Annotated in this window: 18 protein-coding genes and 1 tRNA gene; 3 read left to right on the forward strand and 16 right to left on the reverse strand. The window is 54.3% G+C overall.

Translation table 11 applies throughout. The features are described from left to right. Nucleotides 1-133: 133 nt before the first annotated feature. The 7 genes from OHL14_RS00255 to OHL14_RS00285 form a co-directional block, all read right to left on the reverse strand. Entirely contained in the window at nucleotides 134-445 is a 312-nt protein-coding gene (locus OHL14_RS00255; RefSeq protein ID WP_263377298.1) for a YbbC/YhhH family protein, read from the reverse strand. Between the two features lie 14 nt (nucleotides 446-459). Next, nucleotides 460-5,088 (reverse strand): DUF4329 domain-containing protein, encoded by a 4,629-nt coding sequence (locus OHL14_RS00260; protein ID WP_263377299.1) that lies wholly within the window; start codon nucleotides 5,086-5,088, stop codon nucleotides 460-462. Nucleotides 5,089-6,463: 1,375 nt separating this feature from the next. Continuing rightward, entirely contained in the window at nucleotides 6,464-6,931 is a 468-nt protein-coding gene (locus tag OHL14_RS00265) for an IS3 family transposase (protein WP_263377300.1), read from the reverse strand. Nucleotides 6,932-6,940: 9 nt separating this feature from the next. Then, nucleotides 6,941-7,123: a transposase gene (locus tag OHL14_RS00270; RefSeq protein ID WP_263377301.1), complete on the reverse strand. Its 183-nt coding sequence runs from the start codon at nucleotides 7,121-7,123 to the stop codon at nucleotides 6,941-6,943. A 533-nt stretch (nucleotides 7,124-7,656) separates the two neighbouring features. Beyond that, nucleotides 7,657-8,268, reverse strand: a complete 612-nt coding sequence (locus tag OHL14_RS00275) for a DUF1353 domain-containing protein (protein WP_263377302.1) — start codon at nucleotides 8,266-8,268, stop codon at nucleotides 7,657-7,659. A gap of 1,553 nt (nucleotides 8,269-9,821) precedes the next feature. Then, on the reverse strand, nucleotides 9,822-10,556 hold the full coding sequence (locus OHL14_RS00280; protein ID WP_263377303.1) for a hypothetical protein: 735 nt from the start codon (nucleotides 10,554-10,556) through the stop codon (nucleotides 9,822-9,824). A gap of 51 nt (nucleotides 10,557-10,607) precedes the next feature. Beyond that, on the reverse strand, nucleotides 10,608-10,988 hold the full coding sequence (locus OHL14_RS00285; protein ID WP_263377304.1) for a hypothetical protein: 381 nt from the start codon (nucleotides 10,986-10,988) through the stop codon (nucleotides 10,608-10,610). A 278-nt stretch (nucleotides 10,989-11,266) separates the two neighbouring features. Between OHL14_RS00285 and OHL14_RS00290 the strand changes: the two genes are divergently transcribed. Beyond that, nucleotides 11,267-11,668: a hypothetical protein gene (locus OHL14_RS00290; RefSeq protein WP_263377305.1), complete on the forward strand. Its 402-nt coding sequence runs from the start codon at nucleotides 11,267-11,269 to the stop codon at nucleotides 11,666-11,668. Nucleotides 11,669-12,217: 549 nt separating this feature from the next. Here OHL14_RS00290 and OHL14_RS00295 read toward each other — a convergent pair. Both OHL14_RS00295 and OHL14_RS00300 read right to left on the reverse strand, forming a co-directional pair. Further along, complete coding sequence (locus OHL14_RS00295) at nucleotides 12,218-13,639, reverse strand: tyrosine-type recombinase/integrase (protein ID WP_263377306.1); 1,422 nt, start codon at nucleotides 13,637-13,639, stop codon at nucleotides 12,218-12,220. Nucleotides 13,640-14,062: 423 nt separating this feature from the next. Continuing rightward, complete coding sequence (locus OHL14_RS00300; RefSeq protein WP_263377307.1) at nucleotides 14,063-14,539, reverse strand: tryptophan-rich sensory protein; 477 nt, start codon at nucleotides 14,537-14,539, stop codon at nucleotides 14,063-14,065. A gap of 34 nt (nucleotides 14,540-14,573) precedes the next feature. Between OHL14_RS00300 and OHL14_RS00305 the strand changes: the two genes are divergently transcribed. Continuing rightward, nucleotides 14,574-15,359, forward strand: a complete 786-nt coding sequence (locus OHL14_RS00305) for a DUF3050 domain-containing protein (protein WP_263377308.1) — start codon at nucleotides 14,574-14,576, stop codon at nucleotides 15,357-15,359. Between the two features lie 292 nt (nucleotides 15,360-15,651). Here the strand turns inward: OHL14_RS00305 and rplK are convergent, their stop codons facing one another. The 7 genes from rplK to OHL14_RS00340 all read right to left on the reverse strand — a co-directional run bounded on the left by rplK (nucleotide 15,652) and on the right by OHL14_RS00340 (nucleotide 20,689). After that, nucleotides 15,652-16,089, reverse strand: a complete 438-nt coding sequence (gene rplK / locus OHL14_RS00310; protein ID WP_263377309.1) for a 50S ribosomal protein L11 — start codon at nucleotides 16,087-16,089, stop codon at nucleotides 15,652-15,654. A gap of 163 nt (nucleotides 16,090-16,252) precedes the next feature. Beyond that, a complete protein-coding gene (gene nusG, locus OHL14_RS00315) occupies nucleotides 16,253-16,909 on the reverse strand; it encodes a transcription termination/antitermination protein NusG (RefSeq protein ID WP_263377310.1) in 657 nt (218 codons plus the stop codon). Nucleotides 16,910-16,982: 73 nt separating this feature from the next. Further along, nucleotides 16,983-17,237 carry a preprotein translocase subunit SecE gene (secE, locus tag OHL14_RS00320; RefSeq protein ID WP_263377311.1) on the reverse strand — a complete coding sequence of 85 codons (255 nt, stop codon included), beginning with the start codon at nucleotides 17,235-17,237 and terminating at the stop codon, nucleotides 16,983-16,985. Nucleotides 17,238-17,327: 90 nt separating this feature from the next. Further along, nucleotides 17,328-17,403: transfer RNA gene (locus OHL14_RS00325), tRNA-Trp, on the reverse strand. Nucleotides 17,404-17,471: 68 nt separating this feature from the next. After that, complete coding sequence (gene rpmG, locus OHL14_RS00330) at nucleotides 17,472-17,621, reverse strand: 50S ribosomal protein L33 (protein ID WP_182277814.1); 150 nt, start codon at nucleotides 17,619-17,621, stop codon at nucleotides 17,472-17,474. 317 nt (nucleotides 17,622-17,938) lie between these two features. Then, on the reverse strand, nucleotides 17,939-20,197 hold the full coding sequence (locus OHL14_RS00335; protein ID WP_263377312.1) for a GH92 family glycosyl hydrolase: 2,259 nt from the start codon (nucleotides 20,195-20,197) through the stop codon (nucleotides 17,939-17,941). Nucleotides 20,198-20,317: 120 nt separating this feature from the next. Continuing rightward, entirely contained in the window at nucleotides 20,318-20,689 is a 372-nt protein-coding gene (locus tag OHL14_RS00340; RefSeq protein WP_263377313.1) for an ArsR/SmtB family transcription factor, read from the reverse strand. Nucleotides 20,690-20,836: 147 nt separating this feature from the next. Here OHL14_RS00340 and OHL14_RS00345 point away from each other — a divergent pair, with 147 nt between their 5' ends. Then, nucleotides 20,837-21,568 (forward strand): SDR family oxidoreductase, encoded by a 732-nt coding sequence (locus OHL14_RS00345; RefSeq protein ID WP_263377314.1) that lies wholly within the window; start codon nucleotides 20,837-20,839, stop codon nucleotides 21,566-21,568. Nucleotides 21,569-21,693 lie beyond the last annotated feature (125 nt).

Raw genomic sequence — 21,693 nt, forward strand, 5'->3', positions numbered from 1 at the left:
GGTGTGGGGAGGCGGGAATCGCTACGCTCATCCCGCCTCCCCACACCCCTAATGGCGGTTATCTGAACACAGAGATAGCTGCGCTACACTAACACGCAAGATGGTTCAAAAGCTCGGGCAGGCCAAGAGCGAGTCACCTGCTGTGAGTTACCGAGATTATGTGGCCGTCTTTCCGGGATAGCTCGACCGTCGCGACGCCGCCCAAGCTTCCCGCTGGAAGAGTTCCATTGACCACCCATGTGTCTCCGGTGACCTTAGCGTGGAAGGGCTTCTCTCCGGAGATTGTTTTCTCTCCGTAGATCGGAACCAACACTGCTTCGGCGATTGCAACCGCCGTTCGTTCGTCGGGAACATAGCCGTTTGAAGGCGCGTGCGAAGTAGCTTGCAAGGCTAAGGTACCTCCGAGATTTGAAAACAACACAAGAGCAGCTATTGCTAATCGCATACGGTCTCCCTTGCCTACTGCGGCGTTGGTGGTTGCAACTGTTGGACGCTATTCGTCGAAGGATCGTACTTCAACACCTGTCCGGCGGGAGTTCCTAAATAGCTCGGGACGCCCTCTCTCTGCGCGAAGGGGATGTCTCCAGATCGCGTTCCATCAGCATTGTGTATGTCCGAAAAGTGTTCGTTGTCATATCGCGGATCGGGGCCGCCGTGTGTGTGATACATGCCCGCATTGGCTGTTCCATCTGGCACTGCTCCGGGCTGAGAGCTTGCCGTATCGCCTCTGTTGGGGGGCGTCGTTCCGTATGTGCCATCCGCGTTCTGATAGACCCGCCCAGCGTATTCAGTGTTCTGCTGAACCGATGTCGGATTGATGCCATTGACAGCGGTCTTTCCTGCTGCATCGGCGGAGTTATATTTTGGTCCGGGCGCGATGACAGTCGGGCCTGCCCCTTTTACTTGCTGAGGCGTCGGCGGCTTCGGAGCTGGCGTCGGTGCAGGCGCTGGTGCGGCTGTATCGTGCCATCCATTTCCATGAGCCAAGTTCACTAACTTGTCCCAGAAGTCGTGTCCATCCGCATCCGCTCTGCTGAGCGGATTATTGCCCACGTACTGATACAGGTTTAGCGACTGTGGATCACCGAGCTTCGCATAAGGCACAGGCTCAGCCTTTGCTGCCCAGTCGGGGCTCATCCATCGTCCCATGCTCGAACCGTAATAGCGCGCACCGAAGTAGTCGAGTCCTGATTCTGCGTCTCTTTCTTTGCCGGTGAACTTATAGTGGTTGTCAGTACCATCGGGTGGTTGTGGGCCGAAGAAGTTGTAGGCATTCGAGCCGACCATCTCTTGACCGAAGGGAGTGAACCGCCCTTGCCACAGAACGTTGCCAGTCTCGTCCATCTCCATTTGTACAGTTCTAAGCTGATCTGACAGGTAATAGTGTGTTGCTCCTGAGGGGTCAATCGCTACTGCGTTTGGAAACGAAACCTGTGCGGTTGCCATTGTATTGTCAGGCATAGGCGTGAGACTTATAGGCTGTCCATTGAAAGCGGAATGGACAGTGCCATCTGCCGATACGATCGACGCGTTCCTATATTGGACAAAACTGTTGCCCATTGCATAACCACTTTCGCCGAACTCAAAGTGAGTAATCTGACTGCCCACGAGATCGCTTAGGTCAACTGTTCGAGTTTCCCAAACACCCTGAAAGTTGGTGGTATTTGACCACATCCCATATTGATCTTCATTCGCTGTGTTAAATTCTGTGGTCACTCCATTGCTGGCTTGAATAATTATGCCAGCGGCGGAAGTGAAGCTCTGATATTGACTCCACTGAAGTTTGTCCCCAGTCTGAACGGTATAGCCCTGCAGTTGAGGATCATCGAAATAGGCTCTTCCTTGTCCGCTTCCTGCGTCGACGTTCACAGTCAGAGCCAAAACCGGGGCCGAATTGGCCGTTTTAGCCACACGCTGACCATTCGCATATATATAGTCCGCCCAAGAGCCGCTCTGGTCATATTCAGCAATGGGTAAACCAGAGAAGTACATATAGTCCACCACCTTCGTCGCAGTCTGCTTAGTTGTGCGATTACCCGAGGCGTCATACTGGTATGAGCCGGTAGCCCCTCCACTGACTTGGGTCAGCTGCTCGAGACTATCGTAGTTGTAGTTGATTGCTGCTGAAATCCCATCGTTCGTTTGATATAAATTGCCGGCTACGTCATACGAGAAATCGGTGTAGGCCGACGCCACGTCTCCCACATGAGACTTCAGAATTTGATTCGTCTGAGGATTTGGCTTGTAAATAATTGAGGTACTAGGATTTAGATTATCCTGCAAAGTCATATTGCCGAATGAATCATAATTGTATTTGTGGTTATAGAGTCCGTCTGCGGAATAAGCACCCGTAAGTCGATTTAGCGAGTCGTAAGAGAACATTTGAGAGCGCCCCGACTGTATGTTGTCAATAACTCCCCAGACGTTCCCGTTATTGGCTGCTTCGGAACCACAGTTACTAGCAGTACTCTGGCTGTAGAAGAGCGAGAGATCAAAGAGATTTCCGCCGCCGGCGGGAGCCCAGTATGCAGGGTTGGAGTTGTAAACACGACAAGGCTGTAAACGCGAGTTGAGGGTAGTGTTTTCAGTAATTCCATTTCCTAAGATTGCCGATTGGAGATTGCCAGACGGCCAGTATGACGTCGCAGTGAAATATGCAACACTCTGACTACCCGAATTCCCATTCTTGATGGTCTGTAAGCGCCCAGCGGCATCGGGATTTTGCGTGATAATTAGACCGTCCGGGTACTTCAGGTAAACCATGTTCCCCGCGACATCGTATTGCGCATTAACCGTGCCGCACCCGATAGCGACACATTCTTGCTCCGAAGTAATCCGGCCCATTGAGTCATAGGAATACGACTCAATAGCACCGTTATTGTTGCTCATCTGAACGACTCTTCCTTTAGGATTCGTTGCTGGAATGCCGCTTGCCAACATTGAGGAATCATAGCTAAATGAACGACTAAGGTCTGAGGCGGTTTCAGTGAGTATTCTATTCAGCGCATCGTAGGTGTAACTGACGGTGCTACCTCTACCATCAGTTTTGTACTGGAGGTTATTATTGGCGTCATAGCTATTCTGGCATGTTCCCGTGGTCAACTGCCCATAGCAAATTAGATGGGTCTCCGGATTTAGAGAAGTCACCAAACGAGAAAGAGAGTCATATGTAAAACTTCGTGTTCGAGCTACATCGTTAACTCCATCGCCAACCTGGTTGACTAGGGTCAGATTGTTTAGCAAGTCATACGTGTAGGTGGTAAGCAAACCACCAGTTATTTGGGTTTTGGGGCTGCATACGAGACCGCAGCTGGGGCCTCCGGCGCGATTAGCAACCGGACCCGTTGAAAGCTGGACGCTTTCGCGAACCTGTGAAAGTCTACCTAGTGAATCTACGGTTCTCGCCCAGTTATTTCCAGCCTCATCCGTTTCCAATGTTAGATTTCCTAGATAGCTCCACCCATGGGACGTGCCATCAAGATGGGATTCCAATAGCTTTCTGCCCAGTGCATCATAGGAATATACAGTCTTACCGTCACTTGTCTCGGTATAACTACGATACGGATTGCTAACGCTATAAACTTGGCCGAGACCCGTGTATTGAGTGTCCGTATATTCCGCAGTTGCGCCCGTTGTCAATTGATGCCTGACTTTATGGCCCATGCCATCAAATGAATCTATTGACGTAATGCCAATTGGATTAACTTGGGTGACAGCTGGCTGACTACCATCAGTGTATCGATAGGACGTATGTGGAAGTGTGTTGTTGTTCTGAGTAGACGCGGGATCATAGATGTCAGTCAGGCGGGTTAGGGGATCGTTATAGCTATACTGTGTCTGTTGACCGTTGGGATCGGTTTTTGATGTCAACAATGATGTGCTGTAATCCCACGTGTAGTTTAATGTTTGCCCTACTCCACTGCTCGGTGTCGGAAGCAAAACCTTCGTGATAAATGACTCGGTATCGGTGGACGCAGCCCCAGACAGCGTGGTGTCCCGATATGTAAGACTAGTTGTGTGATTTGTGTCAATCAAATCCGTACAGGTTGTGTTCCCGCAACCGTCAGTGATCGTACTCAGATTACCTGTGTCGAAGTATGTAAAGCTCTTTTTAATGAATCCACCCGAAGTGTTGAGCCATTTGCTGATAGATGTCAGATTGCCTCTGGTGCTCGATGGGGGTGAGACGAGACCTACTGAAGTACCCGAAGGAATGACCTGTGATTCGTCATAGCCATAATCAACTTCGGCTTGGCGCGCTCCATTTGCATCCTCCGTAATCACACGGATCGGAGAATTGAGGATGTCATTGAACGTTAGAGCACTAGAATAGGTATACGCAGTTTGTCGCAAGAGCGGACCGATTGCTGAGGTATTTAGTCCAAAGGCGAGGCTCCCCGAAGGAGTTCCGCTATAGTTTTGGAGAGAGCTGCAGTTGGGCAGCGAAGATATCGGACCATCGCCCGTGAAGCCATATTCATATGTGTTAAGTGGTCTGTTCCACTGGTCTGGGCACATCAACTTAGTCGTGGTATTGCCTTGATCGTCAATGATCTGGGACGCAACCTTGGTGTACTTATCAGTCCACGCTTGGTTTTCGGTTAGCAAGGTGTTCCCGTTTCCGTCCTGAGTAGCTATGGAAGTCTCTACCATCGCTTGATCTAGTCCCTCTGAGGTATTGAATGGGCCGACCGAGCCATATGTGTATGTTTGGGTAGATGATTGACCTGAGACGACATCCGTAGTGTTGACAACCGTTGTCTTTGATTGCCACACATATGCGGTACTCGTAGAATAAGAGGGCCAGTTAGTCGCATACGAGAAGGTCTGATTGAGAACCTCGGTGCTGCCATCGTAGCTTACATGCCGGCCAACGATAGCGGCGGCATCTGCTAAGTATTCACAGTTCTGCTGTGTTCCGCCAGTAAGGACTTGCCAAAATGTCCTGACATCGCTAGCCCTTGGTGCCACTCCCCAGTCGTAGCGAACATATCCTCCGTCGGGAAATTGAATTTTAATGAGTCTCCCCCATGTTCCGCCATAGGTAAACTTATAGCTGGTTTGGTTAGGCAGATCTATTTCACTCACTACTGAGATTGGCTGTGGGGCAGTTGAGCCAATACCACATGAGCCATTTACGACACTAATGTTTCCTGGCTGAGATGGAAATGTAACATTAGCGGTAGTCCAGTGGACTGTCACATTGTTTGGATGGCCAAATATTGATAGAGTATCCCCGGCTGGATTGCCCAGCCCGCTCCAGCTAATGATTGGATGACCGAGAGTATCTAAGTATGAGCCACTCGTACTTGGGCCTAGAGACTGAGGCACCCCTGAAGCGTTGTATACAATTTGATTCCCGTTTCTGTCTGTAACGCTCTGAGCGAGAGATGCGAACGACCCACCGGTAGTGATTACGGGACTATATCCAGCTACGACTTTGGGAAATATATATATTTTTCCATCTTCCTCGGTGATTGTTGCAGTAGGTTGGACACTTGGTCCATCCGATGCTGAAAGGGTTGAGAGGCGTATTCCGCTATTCCGATCACCGCTCCCACCTCCACCCTGTCCCCACGCTCCACAGAACGTCGTTTGGCTCGTAAAACTATTAGAAGGATCGGGCCAAGTATTTTGGACGCTGAGAGCATACACGCGACCTTCTAGGCCTTGATAGCTGTAGTTTGTTGCTTTCCAGCAATAGTCGAGACTTCCCCCGTTGCATCCGCTGCCAACGTTGGGATTTCCGCATCCACCGGGCTTTGCCTGAGTTTGATAAACAGACGCATTTGCTTGGTAATAGGGCAGAGTATAGGCCCAGCCGTTTAAGCTGAACGGCTCCGAGGTTGAGTCCTGTACACGACGCGTGGTGTAAGCGAGCGCACCAGTTGCGGCACCGGTTTGCTGTGCGCTTCCCACGATGACGAACGGCACAGATTCTTCGTATTTGATCGCGAATGGAAAACTTAGCTGTCTCCCAGAAGGGGCGTCGACAGGTAGTCGGAATACCACGCTTCCACTTGCCGGGTCGACTGTTTCAGTTCCCAACCCAATGTAAGAATGTCCAACTCCCGGGACTGGAATGTTTGCGAGGGTTGTGGGGTCGGGAAGCTGTGATGACGCTCGAAAACTAATACAGAGAAATACTCCTGTTAGCACCAGAAAGAGGTTCCTAAGTACCAGTGGCCTCTTTGAAACTCGACGTCTTTCTGAAAGTAATACTTGATTGGCATTGCTAAATATGCGCGAAAACATAAAGGCAGGGACTGGCCGCTGGCACATGACTTGCTCCGAGAGTGCATTTGAAATGACCACCCCAAGTTAGCACAAACCTCTTGAAACGCAATAGCTTTAATCGAAACAAGAACTCCTTTTGTCATGTTCCTTATGCGCATTTAAAACGAAGCAGTATGCTTCATAACCCAGCGTTCAGCGTGCGCACCACATCGTCTCCCTTCAAGCGCTAGCCGACCTCGATTGCCACCGCTTCTCGTGTGTAGACATCGACGATGGTCAGAGAGCGGAACCGAGCCCCATTCTGCAACTGTTCCAACACGAAGTCCATGCTCCACGCCTGATCCGGGACGGTCGGCTTGAGCTTCTCTTCGCGTGGACGCGCGGCCTTGCGCTTGCCGGCAGGCTTCATCCGCTTCAGCATCAAGCCTTCTTCTTTGCACAACCGGTACACCGGATACTTGCCTACATCCCAGCCTTCGCAGTTCATCAGCACGCGGATCTTGCGGTATCCGTAGCGCACTCTTGCCTGAGCGATCTCGCGGATACGCATCCGCAGCTCAGTTCGTGGATCGAGGCAACTCCGGTAGCGATACGTTCCACGCTTCACGCACAGAACACGGCAGGCACGCCGTTCACTCGCCCCGTAACTGCTCATCAGTCGATCCACCATCGGCCCATGCCGCGAAGGCTTCACCAATTTTATTTAGAGCACATCCTGCAGCATCGTCTTATTCAGCACTAGCTCGGCCACAGACTTCTTCAGCCGAAGGTTCTCTTCCTGCAACTGAGCCATCTGGCGAACCTGATCGGCCTCCAGGCCCGCGTACTTCGCCTTCCAGCGATTGAAGGTCTGCTCGCTGGTTCCTGCCTCCCGGATAGCTACCATATGCCATAGGGATCATCGTCAGAGTGGACCAGTAGCGCTTCTTAGCCGTATCGGTATATTCAAAGCAGACCGCCTTTCTCGAAAATCTGTTCGAGCTCGAACTACACATTTCACTCCAGTGTAGGGAACTTCACTTGACCTACTGCACAACTGCCAACGGTGACCAGGGGCGCGTCAGGCTCGTTGAGAAATCGCCAAGACACCCGCTAGAGCGATCCCGGAGCCACAGTTCCGGAATTGGTAATCGCTCTCGCTTTGAACTGCTTGGCCTTAGTTGTGTCCACCCACTCTTCTGCCTGAAAATAAGGACGCCGGCTTGCAATACCATGGTCCAGGGTCGTATCCCGGATCGTTCTTGTTTAAGTCGCGTAAAATACGACGCCGATGAGTGCCAGAACTGCACAAACCGCTTGAATCGTTTGTGAATTGTTGTAGACCGAAAGCCAAAAGTGATGCCACATAAGGAACCAGAGTCAGTAGCAAGGCTATTCCTCCCAATTCGTGAAAGTGGTTGAGATCGTGTCGGGCTTGATCTAATGCTTCGAGGGTAGTAACGGCGCAACTTCCGGCGACCGGATCGATTGCGGCACCAACTCTGGATCTGGTGGAGCAAGAGCATCTATCTCACGCAAATCCACTGGGCGTCCTTCCTTTTCCCTTGACCTAAGAAATTTGTCAAACTTCTTCACGTCTGCCTTTTGCAACACGGTCTTAGGAGGAAGCGGAATCGCAAACTTTAGCGCCAGTGGCCCTGCCAGTTGCATAGGCAAGCCAACGGGCTGACCACCCACAGATGCAACCTTTCGATTCAGCTCCGCTACAGTGTTCCCTTGCGCTATTCCGCTAACCCAGTGTGGCCCACCGAACACTACTCCCCAGTAGAGCAACTTCGCGTGATGCTCGCTCTCGCCCGCATCCAGCATCGCGTCGTAGAACATCCGGTCGGTATCTTGCCAAGTGTACTGATGGGTCTTGCAGCCAACATCGTGAATAACTGCCGCAGGAAGGTATTTGCCTGTGAATGGTGAGCCGACGGCGGTCCACAGAGCCCTCGGGATAGATGCTCCGTCCGTGGTGAAACCGGCCTGAGCCGTGAGACTCTGCTCCGTAGGGCTCTTATAACCAAAAGGTTCCAGCAGCTTCATGTTTACTCCGTCGCCCAGCGGTTGCAGCTTCAGAATCCCAATGAACTGCCCGGGGTGACGCTGCGGAGGGGGAATGAACGTGATGACAGACTGGGCTCTGGAATATGTGCTACAAGCCACGCAAAGTGTGACGACTGCTACAAATCGAATGACTCGCTTCATGTATCAGCCACCTAGGTCGGATTTGAGGAAGATGTGATCCTGAATTCTACGAGATCGAATCGTACGGAACCATCCTGTCCTTCGTAAGCAAATCCCACCCATTAATACCGCACCGACCGAGCGCAAGCTAATTGTGCTACGCAAAATCAAAAAGAATACGCCTGGACTCGGCGTATCCCTTTCGTATCCCCAGAGTTTCTGGACTTTTCAAGGTGGCTGTAAGTAGCTACTTTTGTTAGCGTTAGCGGGGTTCAAACCCAGACTCTTCGCCTTGAGAGAAGCTTTAGCCCATTTCCAGCCCATGCGACTCCTTGCTACGGTGTGCGGTATTTATCCTGCTCTACCACTTCAAGTAGCACCCGTCCCAGTACTGGACTGACCCTGCCAAGGGAAACGTCATTTCCCCCGCCCGTCTGGTCAACGCTCTCCGATCCATGGCTGAGCATTACCGTCCGACTGAAACGCGCCCGCCCCCAAGGAGCAGATGACAAGCACGGTCGGAGACCCCTCCTGTAGGCGCATAGAGGCCGTCGGCGCGTTTCTGCCATCGCACCTAACGGTGACAGGTTCAGTGAACCCTAGACAGCCTGTGAGCTACGTATGCGGGTTGCTAAGGGGAGGGAGTGGGTCGATGCAGCTTGACACCACACCCTCCGACAAAGCCGTCTCAGCCTTGATCGTGTCTCCGCCAAATGCAATTCGGCGACCTGCCCACATTTATCGTGGCGTAATTGATTGCGTCCCACTGAGAGGGGTCAAAGCTGAACTGAAAGTTGACCGGAACATCCCAAGGCATACATTTAAAGTCACCCAGATACTTGAGGGGCATAATTTCATAGCCGCTCTTGCCCATGATGCTTAGACCGAAAACTGGTAGAGGATACTGATCCGTCTGCCAGAAATGCCCATTCTTGTTCGCCGTCGTAATCGTACAGGTGAATATGGCTACGGAAGGATTTAGGCTCGGGTAGGAGGGATCATATTTGAAAAGCAGGTTGACATTATGCAACATTGCCAATAAATCGCCAGCAGTCGTGCGGAGCTGCCAATCACCCGCATACGCATAGTTTCGCCATTGTAGTGTCGGGATAGTGGGGGACGGTGAGGGACTTCCGTCAACGAGAGTGAGGTTCTGAGACATGTATTGGGTTTGTGTCCATAGCGTCCAAGCGTTCACCGACGTGTGACCTATACCTAGAAATTGCGTTCTTAGTAAGCTGGACTTTGACTTACCCGCATAGGGCACTGAAGGTAGCAATAACGTTGAAGCACCAGAAATTACGAAATTACGACGATTCATCTAACGATCCTCGCTGGTGGAATTTTCTGAGGCTAAGATACACGTCACCCCGGTTCAGCGAAAGCTAAATCATCGCACGCTACCGGTCTGGCTATGAGTCGACACCCGGAAGGTAAATTCCTGACTTCAGAATACGGTCAGGAACGATACCTGACGCCGACATTTTCTCGACATACCCTATTCTGCAAGCGTAAAGTCCCCCGAAGGCTTGACAGCGTTTCTCACCCAAACAATCTATAAACGTGATTTGCCCGTTCAACGTCAGAACCGTTCCAGCGGAAATTTGTTCCTCCGAAGGCATTTGGGTCGGAACATAAAAGGGGTAACGGCTCGATTCGCTTTCTTTCTTAGAAGACAAATCCGTATTGGTCTCGATAATGAAAACCTCTGTGCTGTCCGAGTACTGATTTATGGCAGTTTCCACTTTTAAAATCGTAAAGACATTGGGTGTGTTGTTGACCGCTTGGAAGCTGATATTTACCGCGAATGGGTGAGACGTTCCCTCTCGCCAAGTCTGAACTCGGCAGTCAATGACTTCTACATCTACCCATTGCCTCATGCCAGTAGCCTGAATGTTCACTTGCCTTAAGGCCGCTTGTGCTGCTGTGCGGGTCTCGCTTGTCTGTTCCGCGATAGCAAGCAACGTGAGCAACAAAGCCCAGACTGTCACCCCCTCAGGCCATCCCACTAATAGGTAAGGCAAGCGGAGCCAAATCGGATAGGACACGTCCTTACCTATGGATGTTGTCTCGTACCATGCGTGGAGACCGGTGACTGGAAGCGAAACCGCCAGTAGATAGACGAACAGCCAGATGTATCTCTTCATAGTCCAAAGATTTTACACGCCGATGACCTCAGTCTTGTGTGTCCTCTGCGGTCACACCAGACTCGAACAACTCAAGTCTATCCTCCGGTAAATCATCTTCGCCAAACACCTCAAGCCCTCAAGGCGGTTCCACAGCTGTGACCTCTTTCCAATCGACACCCGCGACCCGTGCAAAACCTGCATAAGGCTCACAACGTGGTCGAACACTTTGGCAAACTCAGCATCGATCACATCCCCTAGTTCGTCACCCGGTGCATCGAGCGCTCTCTCATGAATCAGCTTGTACCTCTTAGTATCGAAGTCCTTGAGCGTCTCCCGTAAGGTGAACCACAGCCCTTCGACAGCGTTCTGCCGATGTAGATGCTGCATCCAGGAATCGTTCCGGCTGACAATCCCGTCTTTCTTCTGCTTCGGAGACGTAGTGAGCGTCAACGATATTGAGTGACACCTTACCGATGTCTGTAACGACTGTCTTGAAACTCATGAGATGTGATCCTTAAACTAAAAGTGATGAAGGAGCAATAGCTACCGTCGATACCCGTGATTTAACCGAGGAAGGAATCAGGGAGATGGCTACCTCTGGTCGTAGATCGGAGGAGAATCGCTCAGCGATGTAAGAAGCGGAACCCTCTATCTATAAAGGTGTTGGCAGAGAGACCAAATAAAAGGGATTCGTCAGAATCTAAAAATACTGAATGTAGAATCTAGAAATGGATATTTCTAGCATCATTTCTGACATTGACAACCAGATAGCACAACTAGAAGCGGCACGAGCAGCTATCGCTTCTATCAATGAGTCGTCCTCAGCCACATCAACTCCGGTCGCAAAGAAGCGTGGACGCCCAGCAGGTAGCACGAATGCAGCTAAGACTGTTAAGAAGTCAACGAAGCGTGTGATGACGCCTGAAGGCCGTGCAGCGATTGCTGCTGCTCAGGCAAAGCGTTGGGCGGCCAAGCACAAAGCCGACAAGAAGGCTGCAAAAGCAGTGGCACCTGCAAAGTCTGTGACGCCGATGAAGACGGTGAAAGCAAAGAAGGCTGCGAAGGCTGTGACGAAAAAGGCTCCAAAGCCAGCGCCTGCGAAGAAAGCTGTATCGGAACCCGCTGCGTAAATTAGTCAGCCTACCCTGACGCGAACACACAGGGTAGGCGACCACGCTTCAAGAATGGCTCGATCCTCGTCCGAGGCCCACCGGTCAAGGATTCGTTCGGTGAAATGAGCGTCAGGCGATGCGGATAGATCTCGTAGGACGAGGAGTTGCATCCTTCGGTGTTCGCGAAGGACACCCGCCTGCGTGACTCCGATTTTGATGAAGAAACTCCTCGACTTCCATTTGCCCACAGGATTCCATAAACGAAAAGGGATACACCGAATGCGGTCCATCCCTTTTGTATCCCGAGCACTTCTGGTCTTTTCACAGTGTTTGTAAACGGTTTCTTTTGTTTACGTTATCGGGGCTCGAACCCGGACTCTTCGCCTTGAGAGAGCGCACGAAGACAGCCGCCAGCGGCGGCTCGTGCACTCAAGATTCACCGCTAAGAACGCCCCAGCGGGGCAGCGGCAAATCAGAACCTTCATCTGGAGATGGGTTTAAGTATCGAACTCCCTTCGCCTGCCTCCGCCAGCGGCTCCGGCCAAAGACGGCTTCTGGAGTAGCCGGTCAGCGCGGCCTGTTGCGCTGACCACGTTTGGCTTGATCGTGAGTCGCCGCAGCTTTCGACGCCTTTGCCTTGGCGTCGTCCGGTTGCGGCAGCTCCCATCCCGCCATGCCCTGCAAAACGCGGTCGGCGTGCTTGATCGTGTTCACGTGCCCATAGTGCTGTTCAATCATGTGTACAGACGTCCCCATCTGCTCGGCGAGGAAGTACACGTCCACGCCTTCCTGCAAACGCAGCGTGGCATAGGTATGCCGAAAGCAATAGGTCGAGCGCGGCACGCCCTGCGTGCCTTCGCGCAGTTTCGCTTCGTCCAGAAGATCGGCTATCAGTTTGCTATAGAGAGTCTTCGATGGCTTGCCCGAGACATTGGTAAAGACTCGATCATTCAATTCTGTAGCTTTGGAGGTAGCCCGGATGCGTTCTAGATAATCACCAACACTCTTCGGCGCAACCAGCTTGCGGGACTTGCCCTTTCCCTGCACAAACAACACAACGATCTCTCGACCTTCGCGGTCGTTTGCAGACATGATGTCCCGCCAGCGCAGGTTCTTCATCTCCGCTGGCCTCATGCCTGTATTGCACGCAATCAGGATCATGTTGTAGGTGATGGTGCGGTACCAGATGCTTGAAGGCTTCTCCGCCTCACCAATCCACTTTCTGCCGACAGTGTGGAGCTTGCGGTACTCCTCCAGCGTGAACTCATCGCGCCGCATCGACTTGAGCTTGGGACGCTCATCGAAGCGCTGGCTGGCTGGAACGTAGTGTTTCTTGATGGCGTAGTTCATCACTGCGCCAAAGATGGACATCTCAAAGCGGATCGTGGAATCACTGATAAAGGGGACCACCCGTTCTTCGGAAGGCTTGACTGCAATCGGCTTCAACACACGAATACCCAGGGTATGCTGCACCTTGGTGCGGCGCTCGGCTTCATGGTCTGCGAGGTTTTGGGCCATCTCATCGCTGACCTCCCGAACGCCATTGCGCCGGTTACGACCCGCGCCGTTTTCACGCCGCCAAGCCGGATAGCCGCCCCAAAGTTCATCGCCGATCAGGTGAACCTGCGTGGAACCCACATATCGGTCCAAAGCGCCTTCGAGGACGGCGCGTACCTTCTTCGGTCGCGCCATGCTTATCTCTCCACGGGTAGCCCGCGCCTCCTGCGTCAGCAGATACTCTCGCGCCACCTCACGGAAGGGATGGTTGAACACAGGAACGTCGTGCTTCAAGCGAAAGCGGATGTCTGCGTCTTGATCGAAGGCGCGCTCGCGCGCCACTTCGAGGTCAGTGGTCTTGAGAGAAACGGTTTTGTAGCGGTCGGCCTTGGGGATCTTCATCCGGCAATACCACATCCGATGATCCACGTCGCCGCGCCGGAAGAGGATCAATCCCGGCTTAATCTCCGTCTTGTCGGTGACGAATGCCATGTTCGCCTCCACAGGTGGTCTGTGCAGATTCTGTGCAGATTTTCTTGCTAACGTGTTGGATCCTAGTAGCTGTGCAGGACTCGTACAGATAATATCGAAGAATTATCTTGTTTGATTAGATTTATTTACGATATTCTTATCATCCCCGCAGGGAGTCTGCCTTTCGCCTTTGTTTGTCGTTCCCGCAGGAAATCTGCGTCTTGTCAGAACAGGCACGACCTCTTCAGGAATGAATAAGACCTCCCCTGAACGTCTCTCGGCCTTCAGCGAACACGCTCTCTGAAGGTTCGAACATCCTGGCATCAGGGCCGGAGGTCCGCCCCTATACCAGCGTGGGACGTAGCCCCACGTATGCATGACGAAGAAGAAAGAGGGCTGGAAGCCCGATCTATCGTGCCGCCTTCTACCTCAATGGAAGGGCTTTTAGCGAAACAGACTGTACGCCGTCGCGCCCGCCGCATACACCAGCCACGCACAAACAGCGGAGAGACATCCCGTAGCCGCACGCGACCATCGCCACACCAGCACCGCCAACGGCAGCGCAACTGCCGCCGTCACGATGTTGCCCACCAACCCGACGCTGTCATTCTGCAAACCAGCGGTATACAGCGGATACAACAGACACAAAAACCCTAGCAGACTCGGCCCTTCTACCAGCCGCCCAGCATTTCGACGGATCAGCAGCCACCGCGCCAAACCCATTGCCGTAAACAGCACCATCCAGATCGCGCCCACCACCCAGCCCGGCGGTATCCCTGCCATCTGCCCCTTCGCTGCTTGCGTGTCCCTGTCCCAACGCAACCCGAAGATCAGCCCGTTCAACACCAGCGGAAGCACAATAAAAACGGCCAGATTTCCAGCAAGACTGGACAGTACCGGCCCACGTTTGGATTCAGTCATCGCCGCCTCCCCTCGTAACAACGATAATAGTTACATGGAAGTTCTTCAGGCCCCGCAAACGCACACCGGCATCGAAGCCATCGAGTCCCGCATCGCCCCACTCCGCGCCCGCCTCACCGCGCACCCACTCTACAGCAGCATCCGCACTCCGCAACACCTGCAGCTCTTCATGCAGTCTCACGTCTTCGCCGTCTGGGACTTCATGTCCCTGCTCAAAGCCCTGCAGTCAAGCCTCACCTGCGTCTCCGTCCCATGGGTTCCGTCTGCCTTCCCCGAAAGCCGTCGCTTCATCAACGAAATCGTCCTCGGTGAAGAGAGTGACCGCTTCGAAGACCGCGCCATCAGCCACTTTGAGCTCTACCTTGAAGCCATGTCCGAAGCCGGTGCCGACACCGCCCCCATGTGTGCCGTCCTGAACGCCGTAGCAAACAATACCTTCAACCCCGCCACGCTGAACATCGCTCCCGCCGCCAGAGCCTTCGTCGCCTCCACCTTCGACGTCATCCGCTCCGGGAACGTCGCCGCCATGGCCTCCGCCTTCACCTTCGGTCGCGAAGACGTCATCCCCGACATCTTCCGCGAACTAGTCCGCGACCTCAACCAGCAGCGCTCCGGCGCACTGAGCAAATTCGTCTGGTACCTCGAGCGTCACATCGAAGTCGACGGCGAAGACCACGGCCCGCTCTCGCTCCGCATGGTCGCCGACCTCTGCGGCAACGACGCAGCTCTCTGGGAGCAGGCAGCCTCCGCTGCAGAATCCGCGATCGCCGCCCGCCTCGCTCTCTGGGACGGCATCTACACCCAACTCCAGCAGTCCTAGACACCCCTTTTGATTTGTCATTCCCGCAGGGAATCTGCGTTTGAATTTGCAGGTAGCACCGCTACACCTCAGAGAAAGACACGCGGAGTACTCCCTATCTATCGAGCGTGCAAGCACAAAAGCTTTAGCTCGTGCGTTCACGCCGCTCTCTCTGCACTGCGGCTGTAGCCGCTGAGGGAGCGGATATAACTCGCGCCCCTCATCTTCACCCAGACGACTTAAACAATCAGGGCGCAGACACCGAGAGGTGTCTGCGCCCTGATTTGTTTCTACCTCTTATAGCGGATAAAACTTAGGCGACGACTTCGATGCCCATCGAACGCGCGGTGCCGCGAATAGTCTTCGCTGCAGCCTCAACCGTGTTCGCGTTCATGTCCGGCATCTTGACCTTGGCGATCTCGAGAATCTGCTTCTCGGTGACCTTGCCCTTCTTGTCCTTGTTCGGCGTGCCCGAACCCTTCTCGATGCCAGCAGCCTTCAGCAGGAGCACCGGCGCCGGAGGCGTCTTGGTGATGAAGCTGAACGTGCGGTCCGCGTACACAGTGATCACGACCGGAACGGTCATGCCCGCGAGGCCCGGATCCTTGCTCGTGCGCTCGTTGAACTGCTTGCAGAACTCCATGATGTTGACCTGTGCCTGACCAAGCGCGGGGCCAACCGGGGGAGCGGGAGTCGCCTTCGCGGCGGTGATCTGGAGCTTGACGTAACCAGTAATCTTCTTCGGTGCCATGTTCGTATTCCTTCTTCTCTGTGCGGGTCAGCGACCTCGCGAATTTTGTACTTCTACTGCGGGGAGTTAGAAGGTCGGGCGAAGCTTCCCGGCTGGTCTCCCTAAACTTTCGGTCCTGGTGAGTCGGCATTTTCTACTGCCTACTCCCTATTCCCTGCTTTTACTACTCTTCCGACTTCTCGACGTTCGCGAACGAAACCTCGGTCGGCGTCGGTCGGCCGAAGATCGAAACCATGACCTTTAGGGTCTGCTTGTCTTCGTTCACGTCATCCACAGCGCCATTGAAGTTCGCGAACGGTCCATCCGTGATGCGCACCTGCTCGCCCTTGGCGAACTTGAGCTTCATCTTCGGCTTGTCCTTGGTCACGTCCGAACGGTTCAGCATCGCGTTCACTTCCTGCTCGGAAAGCGCGTTCGGCTGATCGCCCGTCTGTAGGAAGCCCGTCACGCGAGGCGTGTTCTTCACCACGTGCCACAGCTCGTTATCGAGCGCCATCTCCACAAACACATAGCCCGGCAGAAACACACGGTCGATCGTGTACTTCTTGCCATTGCGCATCTCGGTGGTCGGCTCGGTCGGAATCTCGATGCGACCCACACGATCTTCCAGGTGGTAAGCGCGAACGCGGCTCTCGAGCGACTCCTTCACCTTGCGCTCGAAACCCGAGTACGCATGAATGATGTACCACTTGAAGTTCTCGTTCACCGGCGCTGCCGCTGCCTCGCCCTCTTCAGCAGGAAGCGCGATGCCTTCGCCTTCGACGGACTCTGCGACCAACTGCTCGGCTTCGAGGTTCTCGTTCATCAACTCATCTGACATATATCGCTTTACCTTTGTGCGTCGCTTTCAGCGAAGCAGGGGAACGACTACTCTTGCCTGTTCCCAGCTCAAATTACTTGGTCGCGTGAAGAAGCCATTTGTCCAGCGTCTTGCTCAAAAAGAGATCCACCAGCGCAAAGTAGCCGGCGAACAAAAATACCGTCACCAGAACGACGATCGTCGTCGACTGCACTTCCGTGCGCGACGGCGTCGTGACCTTTTCCATCTCCTGGCGCGTGTCCTTCAGAAAATGCGACAGTTTCTCGAACGGTCCCAGGGCTTTCTGCGTGGGCGTTACCGGCTCATTTGTTTCGATTGCGGTTGACATGGTGCTACTCCTGAATACTGCTGAGAACGTCTACTGCCGCGGTGCTTCAAATCTGCTGCTTCCATCAGACTATCGCTTCTGGAAGGGAAATGGCAGGGGAGCTCGGATTCGAACCGAGAAGTTCGGTTTTGGAGACCGACAGTTTAACCGTTGAGCTTACTCCCCTGTAGGAGTCAGTTCTCAGTGCTCAGATCTCGGTAAAAATATCGAGAACTGAGAACAGACATCTGAGAACTACTTCGTTTCCTTGTGCGGCGTGTGCTTGCGGCACGTATTGCAGAACTTCTTGAACTCGAGACGGCCAGTCGTCGTCTTCTTGTTCTTGGTCGTCGAGTAGTTACGGTTCTTGCAGTCGGGGCACTGGAGGGTTACGATTTCGCGCATTGGATACTTCCTTTCGTAGTGGCTCACCACTTCGGTGAACAAGCAGCTTGCCAGCCTTACAGCCGACACGCCGCGACGCAGGGATTATGGGCCCCTGCTGCCCTATTCCTGAGGTTTTTGGTACGGGAGAACAAAGCGGTCAGGCACACGCTCGTCCTCAACTATTATCCACCAAAACCGCCTGAAGCGAAAGTCCACGAGACCGCTTTCTCCCACCAACTCACGCCCCGGCCCGCAAAGTCGTGGAAAACTCAAAACGAAGGTTCCTTGGATGCACCAATTCCCCAGCCCGAGCGACCAACCTAAGCGACCCAGCCTTACGAAAAACGGAGCCTTCCCCCAGCCTTCACCTCGTCGTGCTGAAGCGTTCCGTGCAGCAACGGCTTCCCGTCCAGCGAGGTGCGAATCGTGCGCCCGCCCGTGTAGGCATTTTCCACGACTAGTGTCTTCCCCTCCGGCAGATGCACCTTCGCTCGCGGAAACAGCGGTGCTCCCAGCACGTACTCCGGCTTGCTCGGGCACAGCGGATAGAACCCCAGCGAACTCAGCACATACCACGCCGCCATCGACCCCGTGTCCTCGTCGCCCGCAAACACATCCGGCGTATACAGCTCATCCATCACCCGCTTCGCCCAGTACGCTGTCCGGTCCTGCCGACCGGCCAGGGTGAACACATACAGAATGTGGTGCGACGGTTGATTGCTATGCGCATACTGCCCAAAGTTGATCGCCGCCATCTCCGACATCTCATGGATCTCGCTCCCGTACGCCCCCACCTCGAACTCAGGGAAGATCGTCAGCATCTTCTCGAGCTCTGCAACGACCTTCTCACTGCCACCCATCGCCTCGATCAGCGCAGGCATCGCGTGAGGAGCGTCGAACCGGTGCTGATACGCCGCACCCTCCACATACGGATCGCCCCAGCGAATCGGACTGAACGGCTCCAGAAAGCTCCCATCCGCCTTCTTTCCACGAAAGAATCCCGTCTTCGCATCGAAAATCTTCCTCCAGTTCTCCGAACGCTTCATGAACATCGCATAGTCTTCATTCTTACCCAGCGCCTTTGCCACCTGCGCAATGCAATAGTCGCCATAAGCCGCATCCACCGTCTCCGCAGCCGACTGCTCCACCTTGTCCGCCGGATCGTAGTTGTACTTCAAATACTCTTCAATGCCTCGGCGTCCATAACCCGCATCCGGATTTCCCGGCTGCGTCGCATGCTTCTTCAAACCCTCGTACGCCGCAGCCATGTCGAAGCCCTTGATCCCCTTCACCGCCGCCTCGCCAAACAGCGAATCAATAAGGCTTCCCGTCATACACGCGCGATATCCAGGGCACGGAAACTGCGGCAACCATCCGCCTTCCTTGAACACATTCACCCACGCCTGCAGAATCTCCCCTAGTCGATCCGGAAACAGGATCGACATCATCGGGTACCAGGCTCGATAGACATCCCAGTACCCATGATCGGCATACATCACGCCCGGCACCACTTTGCCGTTATACGGGCTGCGATGCTGCATCGCTCCACTCGCATCCGGTTCGTGCCACATCCGCGGAAACAGCAGCGTGCGATACAGGCACGAGTACAACGTCCGCTCCTGCTCTTCGGTCGCACCCTCCACCTCGATGCGCTTCAGATAGCCGTTCCAGACCTGCTCTCCCTCGGCCCGCAGCGCGTCCGCACTCTTCGTGCCGAGCTCAAGCTGCAGGTTACGATCGGCCTGCTCAAAAGAGATGAAAGACGTTGCAATCCGCACATCCAGCTTCCGCACACTCTCCGCAAAGCTGACGTGCGTCGAATGATAATTCTTCGAATCTTTCTGTTCTATCGCCGTCCACGGCGCTGAAAACTGCAGCACGTAATAACAGGCAAAATCCTCCTGCACGCCACCGGAATTCGCAGTCGAGCGAAAACGAATCGTGCGCTGCCCTGCGTCGGGCTCCGGCGCTGGCACCTTCTCCCCAGGAACATCGAAGACGAACCCGGGTATCTCCTCCTTTGTATAACTGGCGTGGATCAGCGCTCCACGCTCCGTCGGTATCAACTCCGCATCGATGCCATAACGCAGCAACCGCATCCCCATCCGATGCGGAGATAGCAACGAATCTTCCGGCCGGTACGACGTCGCCCGCGCACCATAGTCAACGTTCGGCGCGCCGCACACGGGCAGAAACGTCGCCTGCCCATAGTCACCAAGCCAGGGACTCAACTGGTGCGTCGACCGAAACCCCTGAATCCGTCGCTGACCCGGTTGAAACATCCACGGCGAGTTCGGCGAACTCTGCAGCGTCCAGTGCGCCATGCCGAACGGTCGTGCTGCAATCGGTAGCGTGTTCCCCCGCGAGAACGACGGGGTCGAATCCGTTCCCTGCAAAATACTTACGAGTGTGACCGGGCTCGCCAGCCCCGATCCCCTGGTCGATGCGTGCTGCGCAACCGTCACCTCCTGTGCCGCAACAGTCGGCTCCTGTGCTTCAAGCGCCGCGGGCGTAATCGCCGCTGCTGCCACAAGCCCCGTGGCTTTGAGAAAAGAACGTCGGCTCGTGTCGAGGGGATTTTTCAGCTCACTCATATACTTCGGGTCTCCAATACGGCTATTCAGTTGACTCAAATTGTACGTGCCTTATACCTGCCGGATCGACATCGGTTCGAACACACGGAAGCACGCAGAACCTTCGCCATCGTGCCTGCTTTAGCGACGCGTCGATCTCTTCTTCGCGGTAGTCTTCTCCCGCGCGTTCATTTGAATCTGATGCGCATTTGCAATCGCAGCCAGCATTCCGGGATAGCGTGCATCCACCTCCGCGCAGCGAGAGGTATTGTGCATCTCCACACCGCGACGCTCGCTGCGGATCAGTCCCGCCTCACGCAGAATCTTGAAGTGTTGTGAGAGTGTCGACTTCGGAATCTGCTTCTCGCCCACAGTCAGAAAGCTTGAACAGCTCTGCGAGCAGTCCTGCTTCACAATGTCGGCAAAGATCGCCACGCGCACAGGATCGGCCAGCGCATGAAGCATCAACTCCAGCGGCACATCGGCGATCTCGGGATGGATAAGCGGTCTCACGTACTCACCTCTATCTTAGAGGGCGAACAGGAAAATCTCGCTTCAATAGTTCATATTTCCCGAACTATTGAATCCTTGAATTCCCCTCCGCCATCTCTTGTTGTGAACGCGGCCAACCAGGCCGACGGAACACCAAAGGAGATCGTCATGGGTAAGCTCGAAGGAAAAGTAGCCGTCATCACGGCAGGCACATCAGGTATGGCTCTCGCAACCGCCAAGCTGTACGTCGAGGAAGGCGCGTACGTCTTCATCACCGGCCGTAGTCAGGACAAGCTCGACGCCGCCGTCAAAGCCATCGGTAAGAACGTGACCGGCGTGCAGGGCGACGCCTCCAACCTCGCCGACCTCGACCGCCTCTACGAGACCGTCAAGAAGGAAAAGGGCAAGATCGACATCCTCTTCGCCAGCGCCGGGCGCGGCGAGTTCGCCCCCATCGGTCAGGTCACCGAGAAGCACTTCGATGAGACCTTCGACCTCAACGTTCGCGGCACCCTCTTCACCGTCCAGAAGGCTCTCCCGCTCTTTTCCGACAACGGCTCCATCATCCTGAACGGCTCCATCGTCAGCATCAAGGGCTTCCCTGCCTTCGGCGTCTACGCAGCCAGCAAGGCCGCCGTCCGCTCCTTCGCTCGCACCTGGCTCAACGACCTTAAGGACCGCAAGATCCGCGTCAACGTCATCAGCCCCGGCCCCATCGACACCGCCATCCTCGACCCACTCGGAGATGAGTTCAAAGCTGCAATGGCCACCCAGGTCCCACGCGGCACCATCGGTCGTCCCGAAGAGATCGCCACCGCTGCTCTCTTCCTGGGCTCAGACGACTCCAGCTTTATCAACGGCGTAGAACTCTTCGTCGACGGCGGCATGGCCCAGATCTAATTCCTGTCAAGCCCCTAAACCGGCGTGGCTACGAAATCCCCAACAACCACGCTGGTTTTCACGCAAGAGATATTTGCATGTTCACTACTTCCAACTCGCTATAATGGAAATAGAGAACAAAAAGC

The sequence above is a fragment of the Granulicella paludicola genome (assembly GCF_025685545.1).
Classification (GTDB): domain Bacteria; phylum Acidobacteriota; class Terriglobia; order Terriglobales; family Acidobacteriaceae; genus Granulicella; species Granulicella paludicola.

What these genes read in the sequence shown, in the direction of transcription:
- OHL14_RS00255 (WP_263377298.1), bottom strand. Translation starts at nt 445, where the DNA reads ATGCGATTAGCAATAGCTGCTCTTGTGTTGTTTTCAAATCTCGGAGGT.
- OHL14_RS00270 (WP_263377301.1), bottom strand. Translation starts at nt 7,123, where the DNA reads ATGGTAGCTATCCGGGAGGCAGGAACCAGCGAGCAGACCTTCAATCGC.
- OHL14_RS00275 (WP_263377302.1), bottom strand. Translation starts at nt 8,268, where the DNA reads ATGAAGCTGCTGGAACCTTTTGGTTATAAGAGCCCTACGGAGCAGAGT.
- OHL14_RS00280 (WP_263377303.1), bottom strand. Translation starts at nt 10,556, where the DNA reads ATGAAGAGATACATCTGGCTGTTCGTCTATCTACTGGCGGTTTCGCTT.
- OHL14_RS00290 (WP_263377305.1), top strand. Translation starts at nt 11,267, where the DNA reads ATGGATATTTCTAGCATCATTTCTGACATTGACAACCAGATAGCACAA.
- OHL14_RS00295 (WP_263377306.1), bottom strand. Translation starts at nt 13,639, where the DNA reads ATGGCATTCGTCACCGACAAGACGGAGATTAAGCCGGGATTGATCCTC.
- OHL14_RS00300 (WP_263377307.1), bottom strand. Translation starts at nt 14,539, where the DNA reads ATGACTGAATCCAAACGTGGGCCGGTACTGTCCAGTCTTGCTGGAAAT.
- OHL14_RS00305 (WP_263377308.1), top strand. Translation starts at nt 14,574, where the DNA reads ATGGAAGTTCTTCAGGCCCCGCAAACGCACACCGGCATCGAAGCCATC.
- rplK (WP_263377309.1), bottom strand. Translation starts at nt 16,089, where the DNA reads ATGGCACCGAAGAAGATTACTGGTTACGTCAAGCTCCAGATCACCGCC.
- nusG (WP_263377310.1), bottom strand. Translation starts at nt 16,909, where the DNA reads ATGTCAGATGAGTTGATGAACGAGAACCTCGAAGCCGAGCAGTTGGTC.
- secE (WP_263377311.1), bottom strand. Translation starts at nt 17,237, where the DNA reads ATGTCAACCGCAATCGAAACAAATGAGCCGGTAACGCCCACGCAGAAA.
- rpmG (WP_182277814.1), bottom strand. Translation starts at nt 17,621, where the DNA reads ATGCGCGAAATCGTAACCCTCCAGTGCCCCGACTGCAAGAACCGTAAC.
- OHL14_RS00335 (WP_263377312.1), bottom strand. Translation starts at nt 20,197, where the DNA reads ATGAGTGAGCTGAAAAATCCCCTCGACACGAGCCGACGTTCTTTTCTC.
- OHL14_RS00345 (WP_263377314.1), top strand. Translation starts at nt 20,837, where the DNA reads ATGGGTAAGCTCGAAGGAAAAGTAGCCGTCATCACGGCAGGCACATCA.